Here is a 16874-nt window from a genome sequence, read left to right as displayed (position 1 = left end):
ATGGCGCTAAAAATAGAGCCACCACTGGCCAAGTCGCTGGGGTTGCATCTGGTAATAGTGGTACTTTTGTTGTTTGGTGCTGAATTTTCGCATACACCAGAAATGGTATCAGTGAGTTTGGAAACCGAGGGTGAAGCACCCGTTTCTGCTGTGGCGATAGATCAAAAACAGTTGAACGCCCGTGTTGAGCAGATGCAGCAAGAGCGTGATGCAGCAAAAGCGGCAGAAGAAAAACGCATTCGCGACTTAGAGCGCCGCGCTCAGCAGGCTGAAAAAAATCGTGCTGAAGAAGAGGCACGTTTAAAGCGGGTGGCTGCAGAGAAGCGAACTGCAGATGCTGAAGCGCAAAAAGCCAAGGCGGCAGCCGCAGAGGCAAAGAAAGTGCAACAGCAGGAAAATGCCAAAGCGCGTGAAGCTGAATTGGCACGTAAAGCTAAACAGCAAGAACAGCAAAAAGCTGAAGCGGCTGCTAAAGCGGCAGAGCAAAAGCGTATAGCAGAACAAAAAGCGGCTGAAGAGGCAGCAGCCGAGCGTGCGCGCCAGGCTGAGGCAGCGCGGCAGCAAGCAGAACAAGAGCGTCTGATGCAAGAGCAGTTGGCAAAAGAAGCACAGGCTCGGTCTGCTGCAAGAACGAGACAGGCAGCGACCGAAGTAGAGCGCTATACCGCGTTAATACGTGGTGCTGTGCAGCGCAATTTGCTGGTGGATGAAAGCATGCGAGGACGCTCATGCCGCATTAATATCCGCCTTGCCAGCAATGGTTTTGTCACACAGGTCGGTGTGATAAATGGTGATAAGACCGTATGTGATGCAGCTGTGCGAGCAGTTAATAGAGCAGGGACCTTGCCGGTGTCTGCTGATCCAGACGTTTATAACCAGTTAAAAGACATTAACTTAACAGTGAGCCCAGAATTTTGATTATGTTTAAAGTGTTAAGACAAGCCATTTTTACTGTATTGGTAGCTCTGAGCGGCGCAGCGCATGCGTCGCTGGAAATTGTTATAACCGAGGGTATTGATTCTGCCAGGCCGATAGCTATTTTACCCTTCACATTTAGAGGTACAAACATACCGCAGCAGAGGCTGGATGAAATTATTGCCGCAGATTTAATGCGCAGCGGTAAATTCAGCCCGTTGCCCGCTATTAAAATGCCACAGCGGCCGCAAACTGCAGCGCAAATTGATTATGCCGCCTGGCAGCGCGAAGGCGTTGAAGCCATCGTTATTGGCCAGATTACCGAAGTTGGCATTGACCGTTACACAGTAAGCTTTGAACTGGTTGACGTATTAAAAGGCAGTAAGAATGCTGATCGACAGTCACTCAATGCTGGCCGTCTAACTGCCACAACAGAGCACATATTAGACAGCCGCGAAACAACCATTAACGGTGGCCAGTTCCGGCAATATGCACACCGTATAAGTGATATTGTCTATGAAAAGCTCACAGGCGAGCGAGGGGCATTTTTAACTAAAATTGCTTATGTATTGGTGAACCGTCAACTTGAGTTCCCTTACCAGCTGGTAGTAGCAGATTATGACGGTTTTAATGAACAGGTGTTGTTGCGGTCCAAAGAGCCGTTAATGTCACCTTCTTGGTCGCCAGATGGCACCAAGCTGGCGTACGTAACCTTTGAAAAACGCCAATCACAAATTTACATTCAAGATATTTATACCGGCCGGCGTACCATGGTCAGCAGTACGCCGGGTATTAACGGTGCACCAGTATGGTCGCCGGAAGGTACGCGTTTAGCAATGGTGCTGTCTAAGGATGGCAACACAGAAATCTATGTGATAGACGTGGCAACCAAAGCTTTGACGCGGGTAACGAATCATCGCGCAATCGACACTGAACCGTCGTGGGCGCCTGATGGCAAGGAGCTGTTGTTTAGTTCGGAGCGCGGTGGCAATCCGCAACTATATAGCGTAAATTTGTTAACAGGTACGACCAGGCGTTTGACCTTTGAAGGTGAAATGAATCTGGCCGGCTCTTACACACCGGATGGTACATCGGTGGTTATGGTGAATCGCACCAGAGGGCAATATCACATTGCAAAGATGGATCGTCAGACCCGGTTTTTGCAAGTGTTAACAAAAACTAATCTGGATGAGTCACCCAGCGTGGCGCCAAACGGTTCTATGATTATTTATAGTACTATGCATGGCGCAACGCAGGTGTTAGCACTGGTTTCTATGGATGGTCGTTTTAAAGCGCGTCTGCCGGCGGTTGAAGGGCAAGTCAAATCGCCGTCATGGTCGCCATTTTTATAAAATAAAAAGTGTTATTGAATTTAATTACTAAGGACAACATCATGAAATTAAGTAAAGTTTTTAAAGGTTTATTAATTGCATTACCAGTGCTAACTCTGGCCGCTTGTAGCTCAACGTCTTCTACTGACGCCTCTGATGCCGACACTTCTGGTGTAGCGCAGCAAACCGTGCAAGTAGAGAAAGTAGAACAAGTAGTCAGCCCGGCTGAACAAATGCGCCAAAAACTGGAAGCATTGCGTCAGGAAAACACTATCTATTTTGACTTCGATAAAGCCACTGTTCGCCCTGAGTTTATTGAAACTCTGCAAGCACATGGCGCTTTCTTAACGGCTAACCCAAGCGTACGTGTGACGGTTGAAGGCCATTCAGATGAGCGCGGCACGCCAGAGTACAACATTGCCCTGGGCGAGCGTCGTGCTATCGCGGTAGTACAGTATCTGCAAAATCTGGGTGTATCTTCTGGCCAGATCTCAACCGTAAGCTACGGTGAAGAAAAGCCAGTTGATATGTCACGTAGCGAAGCAGGCTTTGCTAAAAACCGTCGTGCAGTGTTAGTCTATTAATCTGGACTTGTTACTATATAGATGCGAATGAAAGTTAACTACATTCTGCTTAGCGCATTAACACTGGCTCACGCCGGTGTTAATGCTAATCCTGCACCTGTGACTGATATTAATTCAAACCGCAGTGCCATTACCAACTCAACAACCCAGAGCAGTGGTACCGTTGAACAACGACTGTCTGCACTGGAACGTATTATTGAAGCAAGAACCGAAGCGCAGATGCGTATGGCGCAGCAATTACAGCTGTTGCTAGACGAGGTTAGTGAATTGCGCGGCGTTACTGAAACGCATGCTTATCAGCTTGATGAAATTTTGCAGCGTCAGCGCGATATTTATCAGGAAATCGATCGCCGCGTCAGTGCTATTCAAACGCCTGCGCCGGCTAATGTTGCACCGCCGCCGAACAATAATACCGTCACCGTGCCAGTATATTCGGCTGATGTGTCAGAAAACGACGCTTACGACAAAGCTGTTAATATGGTGCTGAAAGATCGTCGTTACGATGCCGCCATTCCCGAGTTTGAAAATTTTATCCGGAACTATCCAAACTCAGGTTATGCTCCTAACGCACACTATTGGTTGGGGCAGTTACTATTTAATAATAACAATCTGGCGCAAGCGAAAACCCATTTTGAACGGGTAGTTACAAATTTCCCTGATTCAAGCAAAGTGGCTGATGCGCTGTTGAAATTGGGACAAGTGGCCGAACGGGAAAATGATAAAGCGGCTGCGCTGCGCTATTACCGGCAGCTGCTGCAGAAGCAACCTACTTCGACTTCCGCCAAGCTGGCTCAAGACAGGATTAGCGCTTTACAGTAACTTGATGCTATTAAATGCCGGCAAAGCGCTGGCATTTTGAGCAGTTAGACTATACTGGCTTGGTTTTTGACACTTTTTGGTTGCACAAAAGCCGTAAATCAGTAAGATATGCCTCCGCGGTTAGGGTCGTTAGCTCAGTTGGTAGAGCAGTTGACTTTTAATCAATTGGTCGCTGGTTCGAATCCAGCACGACCCACCAAACCGCCAATAACATTGATATCGAAATGGGTCGTTAGCTCAGTTGGTAGAGCAGTTGACTTTTAATCAATTGGTCGCTGGTTCGAATCCAGCACGACCCACCATTTCGATAACCCTGTTTGGGTCGTTAGCTCAGTTGGTAGAGCAGTTGACTTTTAATCAATTGGTCGCTGGTTCGAATCCAGCACGACCCACCAACTCTTCTTTTACTTTTTTAAAGTAATATTCCTGCATGGGTCGTTAGCTCAGTTGGTAGAGCAGTTGACTTTTAATCAATTGGTCGCTGGTTCGAATCCAGCACGACCCACCATGCAGCTTTTCCCCATACATTGGTGTGTTACACTCAGACTGTATTTTAGCTCATTGCGGCGTTATAATACCGGCCCTTTACAGCCACCGGGTAAGCCGTATGGAGCAGACGTTGTATTTCACCGAGCAAGATTTTGCCTTTCCAAAAAAGCCGGTACCGCTAAGCAGCGACGATAAGCAAGCTTACAAGACGCGTATTAAAGCCTTATTACAGCAAAAAGATGCTGTACTGGTGGCGCACTACTATACCGACCCTGAAATACAGGCACTGGCTGAAGAAACCGGTGGCTGCGTGTCAGACTCACTTGAAATGGCCCGTTTTGGCAATGAACATCCGGCCAAGACGCTGATTGTCGCCGGTGTTAAATTTATGGGTGAAACCGCCAAAATACTTACGCCAAGTAAAACCGTATTAATGCCGACGCTTGAAGCTACCTGCTCATTAGATTTAGGTTGCCCGGCCGAGCCGTTCTCGGCGTTTTGTGATGCCCATCCGGATCGCGTAGTGGTGGTGTATGCCAATACCTCGGCTGCAGTAAAAGCACGTGCTGATTGGGTGGTTACCTCCTCTATTGCCTTAGACGTGGTAGATTATCTTGATAGTCAGGGTAAAAAGATTTTGTGGGGCCCGGATAAGCACTTAGGCGCTTATGTGCAAAAGCAAACCGGTGCAGACATGTTACTGTGGAATGCGGCCTGTATCGTACACGACGAATTTAAAGCCAATGCGCTTATCGATCTAAAAAAGCAGTATCCTAATGCCGCCGTATTGGTTCACCCTGAATCGCCTGACAGCGTAGTACAACTCGCAGATGCGGTGGGCTCAACCAGCCAGCTTATTAAAGCCAGCCAGACCTTACCCAATGACGTATTTATTGTCGCCACAGACAAAGGCATCTTTTACAAGATGCAGCAGTTAATGCCGAATAAAACCTTTATTGAAGCCCCAACCGGCGGTAACGGCGCCACGTGTAGAAGCTGTGCACATTGTCCCTGGATGGCAATGAACGGCTTAAAAGCGATTGAGGCGGCGTTAACAGACACTACCGGCCATGAGATCTTTGTTGATGCTGCGCAACGTGAAAAAGCCTTAGTACCGCTAAACCGCATGCTGAAGTTTGCAAAAGAGCTGAAAATGCAGGTAAAAGGCAACGCTTAATGTGCTTTTCGCCTGATATGTATAAAAAGCAAGCGGAAGCAAAGCGCAATTACATATAACAGTTGCAGCACGGCAGGAATTTCCCTAGTATAGCCGCGCTTGCATCGCAAGTTCCGGAGAGATGGCTGAGTGGCTGAAGGCGCACGCCTGGAAAGTGTGTTTAGGTTAACCCCTAACGAGGGTTCGAATCCCTCTCTCTCCGCCACATTCATGTATACAACAGTCTATAGTTGTCGCTAACCCCGTATTTATACGGGGTTTTTTGTTTGTAGACATGTCGTTAGTTGTCGCTCGTTGTCTACTGAAAACGCCCATCTTTTTGGGGTAAATCAATCAGAATTCCGGGGTAAGTCCCCTGATCTGCAGTTTGATACCCCAGAAGCTTTACCCTGTCCAATTTTTGATAAAGGAACAGGCATGAAGTTAACAGATCAGATTGTGAGTGATGCAGCACCAAAGGTTCGTAATTACAAACTTAGTGATGGAAATGGCTTATTTGTCGTTGTTACACCACTAGGGACTAAATACTGGCGCTGGAAGTACTTTTACAATGATAAAGAAAAGTCACTCTCTATTGGCGCGTTTCCTGAAATCACAGTATTGCAGGCCAGGGCATCACGAGATAAAGCACTCGCGGATTTGAAGTTAGGCATAGATCCTTCGGTGCAAAAGCAAATCAAAAAACAAGTTAATGCGATAGCAGTAGACTGCAGTTTTGAGATTGTTGCCCGTGAGTGGTTCGCCATCCGAATGGTTGATAAAAGTAAAACCCACCAGAAACGTTGTATGGCAATTCTTGAAAGCTACCTGTTTCCAAGTATTGGCCGTTTTCCAGCTAATGAGATTAAACCTGTAATGTTGCTGGGTGCACTGCGAAAAATTGAAAATAAGGGGATAATTGAAACTGCCAACAGAGCCCGACAAATTGCAGGGCAAGTGTTTTCATATGCGGTTATCACCGGTCGTGCTGAAAATAACCCGGCAATTAATTTAAAAGGCGCATTAAAAGTGCCAATCAAAGGACATCACGCCGCCATTACAGAGCCAACAGAGCTTGGAAGGTTTTTAATTGCACTGGAGTCTTTTCGGGGCAGTTTTACCGTGGTATCTGCAATAAGAGCATCGGTACTGTGGTTTTGTCGCCCAGGTGAGCTTTGTAAGCTGAAATGGGCCGATGTAAATTGGGAGAAAAAGCGTATTGAGTACACCGCTTCAAAAACCGCTCAAGCGCATATTATACCACTGGCATCGCAGTCTATTAGGTTGCTGCATGAATTATCTTCTGTTAGCGGTAGCAGTCCGTTTATTTTCGCTTCTCCCCGAGGCAAAGACCGCGCTATAGCACTTGATAGCATGAGAATGGCAATGCGTAGTATGGGCTTTAGCAAAGAAGATGTGACGACACATGGCTTTCGTGCTACTGCAAGAACCTTGTTAGACGAAGAGTTGGGATTCAGAATCGATTGGATTGAACAACAACTTGCACACACCGTAAGAGATCCCAATGGTAGAGCTTACAACAGAACTTCTCATCTGGAGCAGCGTTTTGTAATGATGCAAGCTTGGGCTGACTACCTGGATAAATTAACAAATATTGATAAAGATTCTGAAAATGACAAAGACAGTAAATAAGAACCGAGCCACTAATTTAACAGAGCCTGATTGGTTTAAGCCTGACGTTTACAACGATTGGGTAAAAGGGGCGACAGCAGGAAAGCTGCTTATAGAAATTCTTACCAGAGTAGATTTCTTAAAGAACATTGACTCAAATATTTCTGATTTTGATGGTTCTATGGAAATCGAACGCAACCATTTTTTGGATTCTATTAACAACTACGGTTTAATAAAATGGGCTTCTAGAGCAAAAAGAGCTGAACTTCGTGCAAATGCCAAAGCAATTTATTCACCTGTAAAGCCTGTAGCAATAGATGATGTTGTGATGGCGATTAAAAGGATCCAGGCTAAAGGGCAGACGTTTACTTTCACCGAAAATCGAGCAGGAGAAACCATTCTGCATACTGCACAAATGCGAAATCATCCGGTCGATTTTCATTTGTCAGATGAGATGTGGTTGAAAATAGACCTTAGAAACCTAAGCAGTGATCAATTTGCCCTTGAAGCTAAATTATATTCTCTCCTGTACAGCGATCTATTCGCACCAAACAATCAAAAACTCCCTTTTATGGGTAGGAATTACATCAATCAATTCAAGAAATTGATTGATTTTAATCCACTTGTTTACCTGGATTTGGTGATTTGGAAAGTGGTAACCGAGAGTGCTTTTAGTAAACAAAATATGGTGAATTGTTTCTTTGAGGCAAAACCCAATCTGTTTAAAGCCGACCCAGAGAATTTTTTTAATAGAACAGTCAGTAGTTTAATGGAGTCTATGTTAGGAGTTGATGCTAGCGGAACAGTGATTAACGATATGGCATTGAAAAAATTGTCCGGATGGCTAGCTTCATGGAACTCAAATGTGGGTTGTTCCTTTGCCAGTATACCGCTTAACGAATTTTAGCCTTATCAGTTTTCAGTGTGAAAAACAAGGATGTTTTCACTGCTAAATTGTCATTTAGACGAATAAATATTTTCTCAATAATTCTTTGTGACAACAGAAGTACTGTCGTAAGGAATTAGATATGGCAATGAAAATTAAAACGATTGATGCCCTTGAGCCTGCTAAAAAACCGTACAAAAAGCATGATGGCAAAGGGTTATATTTAGTGGTTTACCCATCTGGCACAAAAGTATTCAGACTAAAATACTTCTATATGCTTAAAGAGAATACTATTACTTTAGGCAAGTGGGGAAAAATAACTCTAAAAGAAGCGCGAGAAAAAGCTGAGGAATTTCGCCTCTCATTGCGGCAAAAGCAGGAGCACCTAGACCCGTTAAAGGATGAATCTACGAAAGACTCATTAAATGGTCATAGTACAGACTTCACTTTTGGCGAAATATCAGCGCTTTGGTTATCAAAAAAGTTTAAGCGCCTGTCAATCAAGTACCGATTAGATACTCAGGGGATACTGGAACGTCATATTTTACCTACTTTGCGTGAGCGCTTTTTATCCACTATCCGCGTGAAGGAGCTGTATGATCTTCTGTCATCGATTCAAGATAAAGGCTTACTCGAAACTGGCGTTAGAGCATATTCGATTATTGACAGAGTTTATCGCTTTGCTGCTGCGCAAGGGTATGAGGGTAAATATCCTTGCCCGTTGTTAAAGGGGCAACTCGATTCCCCTAAAGTATGCGCAATGCCTGCTGCTACGGATGAATTTGAATTAACATCAATACTGCAGCGTCTCGATGAAGGTAACCGTTCAACAAACGTAGTTATGTTAGCTATCCGCTGCTCTTTTCATTGGTTTTGCCGCCCAATTGAACTTAGAACATTGCAATGGAGTGCTGTTAACTTCGCTCTTAAACGTTTGGAATTGGTGGCTGCAAAATCAGGACGACCACACTTAATTCCTTTGACTGCACAAACACTGGAGCTGCTTGAACAATTAAAAAAGCTCGCTGGAGACTCTCCGTATATCTTTCAGTCACCAACATTACCAGATCAACCAATCAGTGAAAATACTTGTAATAATGCGTTGAGATTGCTTGGAATTAAGCATGATGAGATGGTAATGCATGGTGTTCGTGCAACGGCAATGACATTGCTTAGAGAGCGATTCAAGGTTAAGTCGACTGTAATTCGCCTGCAACTGGGGCATACCATTAAAGACAAAACTGGGAGAGCTTATGACCGCTCACGACACCTTAAAAAACGGAGGGTGATGATGAGAATGTGGTCGCAATTTTTAGTTGATTTAACAGCTGGGAAAGTAGATTTATCAGACCTTATCGGAGATATATAATTGAATAGCACAGACAAATTTTTAAGAATGAAAGACGTTACAGAAATTGTAGGGATGCATCGCTCGACGATATATAAACGGATTAATGAAGGCTCATTTCCAAAGGCTATTAGCATTGGTGGCCGCAGCATACGTTTTCTGGAATCTTCAATTCGACAATGGATGTTGAAGAATGTACAACCCAACTAGAGCTTTCCCAAAGCACAAAGGCCAGCAAATGCTGGCCTTTGTGCTTTGGGGTAAAAATTATTCATTTTATATTTACCCCGTTGGAATCGAGAGGACAAAACGTTGAATGCTCTTTAGCATTTTGACACGTCAGGGGTAACTCGTTTTGATCAATTTTTTACCCCTGACGCGGCTTTAAAAAAGCTCCGTAGTAAAAAGCGTTTATGCAATAAACCAGCAAAACGCGGAATAGGAGAGCGGCGAATGCCGTTTTCCTATGAAGCAGGCGCATGTACGGCTGGCCCGTACCACCCCCGAAATCGTTTTGCGCCCAAGCGCAAAATTTAGGGGGATACCCGATAGGGGAGACACCTAAACCCCCGACCGTTTCGCCAGAAACGGCTGGTGAGGTGCAGCCGGGACAAATGCGCAGCATTCGGCGAACCCACACCGCGAATTTTGGGGGTGGTACGGGGCAACGCCCCGGTACATGCGCCTGGTGTTCTGACGGGCTAGTGCCGAAGGCGCGTAAAGCCAATCCGGCCTCGAGAGGCCAGGAGTGGCGGGCACGGCAGAGCACATGGCTAAGCGGCAAAGCCGGTTGGTCATCCTGCAAAGCAGGTTTGGCTTGCGATAATCATCGCAAGTGGCATAACAAGCAGAGCTGCACAGCATCTGGCAATGAAAATACGCAGCAATTACGCCTGAATTGCACAAATTTGCCCGAAGCGGAGATACCTATTTCTGACATTAACACTCAGAAACAGGAGTAAAAAAGTATGTCCGCAGACATCACTGAGCAGTACCAACGGTACTTCGATGTCGATATGCAATATCGACATGGCAGCAATAACCAACAAATCGGCAAATCCCGCCGTGAATACACCCTTAAAATAGTCGGGCGTTTTGGTATGACAATTCCACTAATAATCGCATGGCTGTATGGCATGTCTAAAGCGCAGGCGCTAGTGCATCTTAATAAGCTGGTACAGCAAGAACTACTGGAAGTAGTACCAACTCATCGCTCACCCGATGAGCGGGTTTATATTCTTAGTCGCAGTGGCGCAATCTATGCAGAAGAGCTTACCGGCATGCCCATTTATTTTCGCTCAACATCGCAGCCGGAATTGCGGGTAAATCTGAACACGCTGTATCACGACTTAATCATGCAGTTCATCATTCTGCTGGGCATGCCGCAAAGTAGTACCGGCAGCACTCACAGCCAGGATATCTGGCATGGGTTTATATCGGACATAGAAGTACGCCGCTTAAGTAAGGCCGGGCACTGGCGAAATGTAGATGCGATAGTGAAGGAGAGCGATGGCAGCATTACTGCAGTAGAAATGGAGCACTCGTTTAAGCAACTGCCCACGCGCAAAAATATCCTGCTGCAGTACCTGCAGGATTTAAATAACGGCTACTACCAAAAAGTGATGCTGTTTTCGCAGAAAGTTGAAGTACTAAACGACATGAAGCGCATCAACGCCAACATCATTGAATTTTTGCTGGCTACAAAGAGCGCCGAACGCATTACCGAGCAGCATGCCGCCGAACTGCAGCAAGCGCTGGTATACCGCACTAAATATTGTGAGGAAATAAGGCAGCGTTTTTATGGTTAATCTGGATTAGTTCACACACTTTCAGGCAGTCAGCGCTTTACTAATTGCAGCCTCCTGGCTCCTTAGTGCCCAAAGCAGAAGTTTATATACTTAGCGATTACAAGTGTTAACCTTTAATGGTTACGGCGAGGCGAGGGTAAGGTCCATACTTTGACTACTCTCATAGGTTGCTTTTTTTTTGACTTTGGCTTATAAATAAATTGCTCATGGTAGGAGCCTGCCGCTCGTCGTTGCAAAGCTTTTGAAGTACTACCTTCATTATCTATTTTTACTTACTCAATGTTTTTATTCGGGTTTGTTGAGTGGTTGACGAGCGACGCTTTTAGGCAAGCCAGGAGATTAAAAATGTTGAATAAAACTATTCAGCCATCAACTATTGGTGGAATTAAACGTCACGCTAAACAGATTAAAAAGTCGAATGGCCTATCTCATTATGAAGCTTTAGATATTGCAGCACAAAATGCTTCTTTTGAGAACTTCGCACATGCGCGCAATCGGCTCCAACATTCAAATACAGTAAACTCATCTTACCAATTATTCTTTACGTGCTATTGGTATGATAGAAAAATCCATAAAGCTGGTAGAGAAGTACTTGAAATTAAACTTTCGACGCCTTTGTTCGAAATAGCTTCCAAAAGCGAACTTAAAAACGCCAACAGTCTGGGGTGGTTTAGACCCGCTTCCCCAGATCACTTAGTTGACGATCATGTCAATCCTTCACAGGAAGCTGCAGTAAATAAGATTTGTAAAGCTGTCAGGGTGCTAAGATTTATGGAGGCCACGGGCTTGAAACCTAGCCGAGACTACAATGCAGCCTATCCAAATAAGGACCACAATAACAAATTACCTGACTCTGATCATTCAAGTGAATGGTGCGCCTCTGACTCAGGGCAAATTATCCTGATTGATGAGCCATACCTTGATCCGATAGTCGATGGAAAGAGAGCCGCATGGGCCAAAAAGCACAATTGGTATTTACAGGCTTCAAAGTGGGCAGGGATGTATTATCCTGGCATGTCAAACATGTTCGTCTCTACGGATGCATCGACGGGATATGACTTTAAAGGTTTAATGAGTAAAATCGACAACATACCTTACCCAATAACCGAAGAAAACTGGACAGGTATGTCCTCTAAAGGACACGAAACTTTTCTGAGCCCTCTCTGCGTGACACCGCAGGACAAAAAGAGAGCTGTTGCTAAAGGCACTATATATAGAGAGTCAAGTAGTAAGACACAGCCTATGAGGCGCTGGGATGCACCACACAATGAGCGTCGTCCAAATGCAGTTATGTCTGTTGAATCTCACCAACTTGCAGCGAGATTAATAAAGGCCGTTCAGCAATCTGCGGAAAAACCAATTGCCGTTAATAGACGCTTATCATCCGTCAAGAGCAAACTGGAGGATTGGTTTTTTTCAGAGTATGAAAGAGGTGTAACGGATAAGTATGATCTCTTCTATTATGGTGATATTGATAGAAATGATCCATTTGTACTGCAAGCTAATTCATCAAAAGGTGTTGTTAGTCTGCTGCAGCAATTGAAAGATATGTTACTTGGAGCCTATGTTGATTGTGGGCCTTTGAGAAAAATGATTGGAAAAATTAATACGTCAATTAAGCTGACTTCCAATATTTAATAGCGAATATCAGTAGAACTCTCGAAGATAAGCCCGTTAATCAATAAATGGTTTACGGGCTGTTTTTTCAGCGAGATACAACAATATTGCTAATCCTCAAAATTGTATTTTAAAAGAAACAACACGTTGCAAAGAGGTTCTATGTAAAAGCTTGTCGAAGCTTTTAATTTTACCGACACTTGACGTTTGTGCAGATCCAGTTTGTTTTTAATGGCATATAGCGAACTACCCGCTACTCGCTATTCGCTCATAGCAGCCAATCAAATTAAGTCTGAAGATCTGTAAAAGCAGGTAAGATGTAATACGAGGATCTTACGATTGTCGATGCAACAACGCCAGCACTAAGCTGGCGTTGTCACGGCGCGTCCTTGCGCCATTATAGAGTCCTTTCACCGGTCATGACCTGACCCGGCGTCCCATCGGGGAGCATACTTGTGCAATTACACGCAGACGTTATGCCGCGTGCTACCCGTAAGATTCTGCCCAAAACCTTACTCGCTCAGAATTAACGACCGTAGGCACGGCCTTCTAATGCCTTTTGGCGATAGATGGGGGGTATTTATGAAGAACAACAATCATGCCCTTACCCTTAGTTAGTCGCCGGGAAGGCAAATTTTGAGGGCTTGGTGATATTTTTCGACGTGTTAGCGATTGCTGTCTGAGTTTGATGACGAATAGAGTTTGTTAAGTCTGGGCCTGACAATAAAGAGATAACTCAGTAAACCAGAGATAACAACGCCAACAGCCGTAAGTAGCAAATATAGCCCCACATTCATGCTAATGAACCTCCGTTTTTAAGTAATCATACTTATCAAAGCGCCGAAAACCAGCACTAATTGATTAGTTCGTTGTCATTTGGAGCCTCAGTCATGTTTAATCGACGTCGGATCTGATACCGGTTGATAGGTGCTGGGTTTATTTATCTGCTGCGCAATTAAGTCATACGGAATATGTGGTTGTAGCAGTGGTTCAAATTCAATCGTGTCAGTAATGCTCTCATCTAACCAGCGGTTCACCAGTGTTAAGTCTATGGGCAAAAGTAACGGTGATGCTTTGGTGTGTATGTGCATAAGCTTTGGGTGTGGTGGTAAGGTAATTACTGAACAGGAAAGAGCCGTCTCGCCGGTAGTTTTGTTCACCCATTCTCGACACAGGCCTCCCAGTAATATTGCACCGTCTTCTGCTATCAGGTCATGGTAATGCAGCGGCTTGTTGTTCACATACTCTGTTTCGCCAAAGCCTTTGGCGGGGATAACACAGCGGCTGTGACGGTATGCCTGGTAGCCTGCAGAGCCTTTAACGTTACGCTTATCGTAGCGGGTGTTAAACTACGTATATCTGGACGGTTTAAAGCCGGTATCTGCAGGCTCTAACAACAGCCACCAAATAGCGTTGTCCATTCGGCGAATGCCGCCTTTCTGCCAGACAATACTGACCTGATTGGTAGCCCGGATAAACCGGCTAAAAATTTGGCGATCAGGGAACAACTGGATCTGCAGCCCCTCACACAGTTCTCTAACGCCAGGATCGTCGATAACGTTAAGTCTGCCGCACATGTCTCGACTTCTTGTTGCCTTTTAGATACTGGTAGTATGGGCTATTTAGAGAATTTTGAAGCACAACATCTTCTTCCGTTAAGTGCCAAAAAGCGCACATTCCCTAATCTTAGTCTTACTATGACTGCTGTAGGAGTGTAGTGTTCTATACCTTTACAGGCTAACCTGTGTTTAAGTGCAGATTACACCGGATAAGTTTCATACGCCCAGAGCCTTGATATCTTTTCGCTTACTGAGTAGCACTTGATTTTTGCTTGTCGGTGGCTACAATGGATACACAGTTGTGTTACCAGTGTGTATCCAATGCCAAAATCAGCCAACTACCGGATCAGGATCGAACCTGAACTACATCAAGAATTTTTGGATGCCTGCAAGTCAGAAGACAAACCGGCAGCGCAGGTAATCAGAGAATTTATGAGAGGTTATGTCAACAAGTACAGAACGGCGCTACAGCCAGATCTGTTTGTTGCAGAGCAGCCTCAAGACTATAAGCGTGAAGGGAAGAAACATGAGTAAGCCAAACAAGAAAACTGCTGCCCGCCGACGCCCCACCATGATTGATCTATTTGCTGGCGCTGGTGGGCTTTCGGAAGGATTGCAGGAGTCCGGGTTTAAGTCTCTATATGCTAACGAGATACAGGCTCGATATGCTGAAACCTTTGCGATCAACCATCCAGATACATTTGTAGATCAACGCGACATACGAGAGGTTGATGCCAGAAAGGTCAGGGAAAAGCTTGGACTTAAAAAAGGAGAGCTTGATCTCCTAGCTGGCGGGCCACCATGTCAAGGCTTCTCTATTAACGCACCAGTGCGTTCAGAAAAGGATGAAAGGAACCATCTTTTTAAAGAGTTTCTGCGCTTTGTCGACGAGTTCTACCCTAGTGCTGTCCTGATTGAAAATGTTCCTGGATTAGTATCCTTTGAGGGTGGAAGCACCTTAGATGCTATTCTTACTGCACTCAGAAAACATGGATATACTGCTGATGTAAGAATTCTTTATGCCCCGCATTATGGAGTACCTCAAACACGATGGAGAACTATCATCATCGGCTTGAGAGACAGTAGCAATATTCAAGAAGCGTTTCCTACTCCTATTTGCTATGCCCCGCTAAGGATAAATTTCACTTCAAAATTTGCAGGTCGGAATATTGTCTCATTGCCGCAATCTGCTGAGTTGCCTTCGTTTACATCTGTAAAAGATGCTATTGATGATCTGCCTGAGTTAACAAATGGCGAAATGGGTCGAGATTTAAAACCTTATCGTGTTGCACCACAAAATGAATTTCAAAGGATTATGCGTGCGGGTTCGGAAGGAGTCCTCAATCATCAAGCTGCTCGATTGAGTAAAATCAACTTGGAGCGCTTAGTACATATTCCGCCAGGCGGAAATTGGACAGACATTCCATTTGAATTATTACCAAAGGGCATGCAGAGAGCTCGCCGCTCAGATCATACAAAACGCTATGGTAGAGTTGATCCTGAGGGCCTTGCTTCAACAATACTTACTAAATGCGATCCTCATTGGGGTGCATACTTTCATTACAATCAAAATCGAGCGTTTACTGTTCGTGAAGCAGCACGAATTCAAACATTCCCTGATACATTCTGGTTTGCAGGCTCACGTGTTGAGCAGTATGAGCAAGTAGGAAATGCAGTACCTCCATTGCTGGCGGCAGCAATAGGTAGAAGCATTTCAAAAATACTTGGCCATGAAGCCACAGAACTGATGAGAGCAATCTGATGGCAGGTACTATATGGGAGTTCTTTGGCTATAGAACCGATGATTCATCATTAGAAGCTCGAGCCGCTGTAGAAAAAAAAGAATGTCCGATAATTGGGGAAGTATGCGAGAAAAGTTTCAACGATGGCGTTACTTCAGGTGTATGTGCTCTAAAGCCCATGACTTCCCAACCTGTTATTTGCTGCCCAATACGGTTGTATGCGGACGAATACAGGATATTGAAAGATGTATCGATTAAGGCGTTTGGTGAGGGGTTCAAACTCGTACCCGGTCGTGAGGCGCTAGGCTTCGCTACGAAGGGAAGCGAGTCTTGTATTGCTGTTTTTGGTAAGCGATGGGGTGGAGAGCTACGTTTACCTCAAAAATCTGGCAGCGGTGGGTACTTTGTAGACTGGGTGCTAGCAAAACTTGACGCCGCTGGCGAGCTAGAAGAGTTTGTTGCTGTTGAAGTCCAAACAATAGATACCACTGGGACTTACCGAAACGGTTACGAAGCTTTGATGTACGATCGCAGTACAATCAAGACTACAGCGGGGCTGAATTGGGAAAATGTATCAAAACGTATACTTCCTCAATTGATATATAAGGGCCAAGTGCTACAGAGAGAAAGCCTTTGCAAAAAGGGGTTGTTTTTTGTGTGCCCACACCCTGTATATGAAAGAATAATGAATAGACTGGGTGGCCAAGATGGGCTAATCCGCTATTCTCTCCAACCAGCGTCAATTAGCTTTCTCGCCTATGATCATGACTATGGCACACCAAAAATAGACGGCCAGCTTATTCCGCTGAAGCAGACAGTTTCGCATTCAACTACAGTGTATAAGCTACAAGAGGCATTTAATAACGTAACTCTGCCAGACGAGGATGTTTATAAGGCAGCAATCCTTAAAGCTCTGGGAAAGCAATGACAAGATTTCACTTTCCAGTTCTCGGCATTCTAATTGGTTGCGAATATTGAACGCTCAGGT

Annotated in this window: 14 protein-coding genes, 5 tRNA genes and 1 pseudogene; 18 read left to right on the top strand and 2 right to left on the bottom strand. The window is 44.9% G+C overall.

The genetic code is table 11. The features are described from left to right. The 16 genes from tolA to I4W93_RS13985 all read left to right on the top strand — a co-directional run bounded on the left by tolA (position 1) and on the right by I4W93_RS13985 (position 12606). A complete protein-coding gene (gene tolA, locus I4W93_RS14060) occupies positions 1–918 on the top strand; it encodes a cell envelope integrity protein TolA (RefSeq protein ID WP_205313564.1) in 918 nt (305 codons plus the stop codon). A gap of 2 nt (positions 919–920) precedes the next feature. After that, positions 921–2267, top strand: a complete 1347-nt coding sequence (gene tolB / locus I4W93_RS14055; RefSeq protein ID WP_210037171.1) for a Tol-Pal system beta propeller repeat protein TolB — start codon at positions 921–923, stop codon at positions 2265–2267. Between the two features lie 41 nt (positions 2268–2308). Beyond that, complete coding sequence (gene pal, locus I4W93_RS14050; protein ID WP_205313563.1) at positions 2309–2830, top strand: peptidoglycan-associated lipoprotein Pal; 522 nt, start codon at positions 2309–2311, stop codon at positions 2828–2830. Positions 2831–2857: 27 nt separating this feature from the next. Further along, positions 2858–3649, top strand: coding sequence for a tol-pal system protein YbgF (gene ybgF / locus I4W93_RS14045; RefSeq protein ID WP_205313562.1), 792 nt, complete (start codon positions 2858–2860; stop codon positions 3647–3649). 123 nt (positions 3650–3772) lie between these two features. Continuing rightward, a tRNA-Lys gene (locus I4W93_RS14040) sits at positions 3773–3848 on the top strand. Positions 3849–3875: 27 nt separating this feature from the next. Beyond that, positions 3876–3951: transfer RNA gene (locus I4W93_RS14035), tRNA-Lys, on the top strand. Between the two features lie 17 nt (positions 3952–3968). Further along, positions 3969–4044: transfer RNA gene (locus I4W93_RS14030), tRNA-Lys, on the top strand. Positions 4045–4081: 37 nt separating this feature from the next. Then, positions 4082–4157, top strand: a tRNA-Lys gene (locus tag I4W93_RS14025). A 99-nt stretch (positions 4158–4256) separates the two neighbouring features. Beyond that, the gene (gene nadA, locus I4W93_RS14020; RefSeq protein ID WP_205312889.1) at positions 4257–5315 is read left to right on the top strand and encodes a quinolinate synthase NadA; all 1059 of its coding nucleotides are present in this window, start codon (positions 4257–4259) and stop codon (positions 5313–5315) included. Between the two features lie 115 nt (positions 5316–5430). After that, positions 5431–5520 (top strand) — tRNA-Ser (locus I4W93_RS14015). A 212-nt stretch (positions 5521–5732) separates the two neighbouring features. Beyond that, positions 5733–6947: a tyrosine-type recombinase/integrase gene (locus I4W93_RS14010; RefSeq protein ID WP_205312886.1), complete on the top strand. Its 1215-nt coding sequence runs from the start codon at positions 5733–5735 to the stop codon at positions 6945–6947. Next, a complete protein-coding gene (locus tag I4W93_RS14005) occupies positions 6928–7833 on the top strand; it encodes a DUF6387 family protein (RefSeq protein WP_205312884.1) in 906 nt (301 codons plus the stop codon). The genes I4W93_RS14010 and I4W93_RS14005 overlap by 20 nt, the downstream gene beginning before the upstream one ends. A 121-nt stretch (positions 7834–7954) precedes the next feature. Further along, a complete protein-coding gene (locus tag I4W93_RS14000) occupies positions 7955–9181 on the top strand; it encodes a tyrosine-type recombinase/integrase (RefSeq protein ID WP_205312882.1) in 1227 nt (408 codons plus the stop codon). Between the two features lie 27 nt (positions 9182–9208). After that, entirely contained in the window at positions 9209–9370 is a 162-nt protein-coding gene (locus I4W93_RS20555; RefSeq protein WP_224673483.1) for a helix-turn-helix transcriptional regulator, read from the top strand. A gap of 758 nt (positions 9371–10128) precedes the next feature. Beyond that, positions 10129–10968 (top strand): hypothetical protein, encoded by an 840-nt coding sequence (locus I4W93_RS13990; protein ID WP_205312878.1) that lies wholly within the window; start codon positions 10129–10131, stop codon positions 10966–10968. 345 nt (positions 10969–11313) lie between these two features. Beyond that, positions 11314–12606 carry a DUF5623 domain-containing protein gene (locus I4W93_RS13985; protein WP_205312876.1) on the top strand — a complete coding sequence of 431 codons (1293 nt, stop codon included), beginning with the start codon at positions 11314–11316 and terminating at the stop codon, positions 12604–12606. Positions 12607–13469: 863 nt separating this feature from the next. On the opposite strand, the pseudogene I4W93_RS13980 reads toward I4W93_RS13985, so the two are convergent. Both I4W93_RS13980 and I4W93_RS13975 read right to left on the bottom strand, forming a co-directional pair. Beyond that, positions 13470–13877, bottom strand: a pseudogene (locus I4W93_RS13980) (SOS response-associated peptidase family protein); the annotation flags it as partial. Positions 13878–13934: 57 nt separating this feature from the next. Continuing rightward, on the bottom strand, positions 13935–14162 hold the full coding sequence (locus I4W93_RS13975) for a hypothetical protein (RefSeq protein WP_205312874.1): 228 nt from the start codon (positions 14160–14162) through the stop codon (positions 13935–13937). Between the two features lie 508 nt (positions 14163–14670). Here I4W93_RS13975 and I4W93_RS13970 point away from each other — a divergent pair. Both I4W93_RS13970 and I4W93_RS13965 read left to right on the top strand, forming a co-directional pair. Continuing rightward, positions 14671–15906: a DNA cytosine methyltransferase gene (locus I4W93_RS13970; RefSeq protein ID WP_205312868.1), complete on the top strand. Its 1236-nt coding sequence runs from the start codon at positions 14671–14673 to the stop codon at positions 15904–15906. After that, positions 15906–16814 (top strand): NotI family restriction endonuclease, encoded by a 909-nt coding sequence (locus tag I4W93_RS13965; protein WP_205312866.1) that lies wholly within the window; start codon positions 15906–15908, stop codon positions 16812–16814. Before I4W93_RS13970 ends, I4W93_RS13965 begins: the two co-directional genes overlap by 1 nt. The last annotated feature ends 60 nt before the right edge of the window (positions 16815–16874 follow it).

Origin of the sequence: Rheinheimera maricola (assembly GCF_016918075.2) — a bacterium.
GTDB classification, from domain to species: Bacteria; Pseudomonadota; Gammaproteobacteria; order Enterobacterales; family Alteromonadaceae; genus Alishewanella; species Alishewanella maricola_A.
The sequence above is the reverse complement of the archived record's forward strand: the minus strand, read 5'-3'. Positions and strand labels throughout refer to the sequence as shown.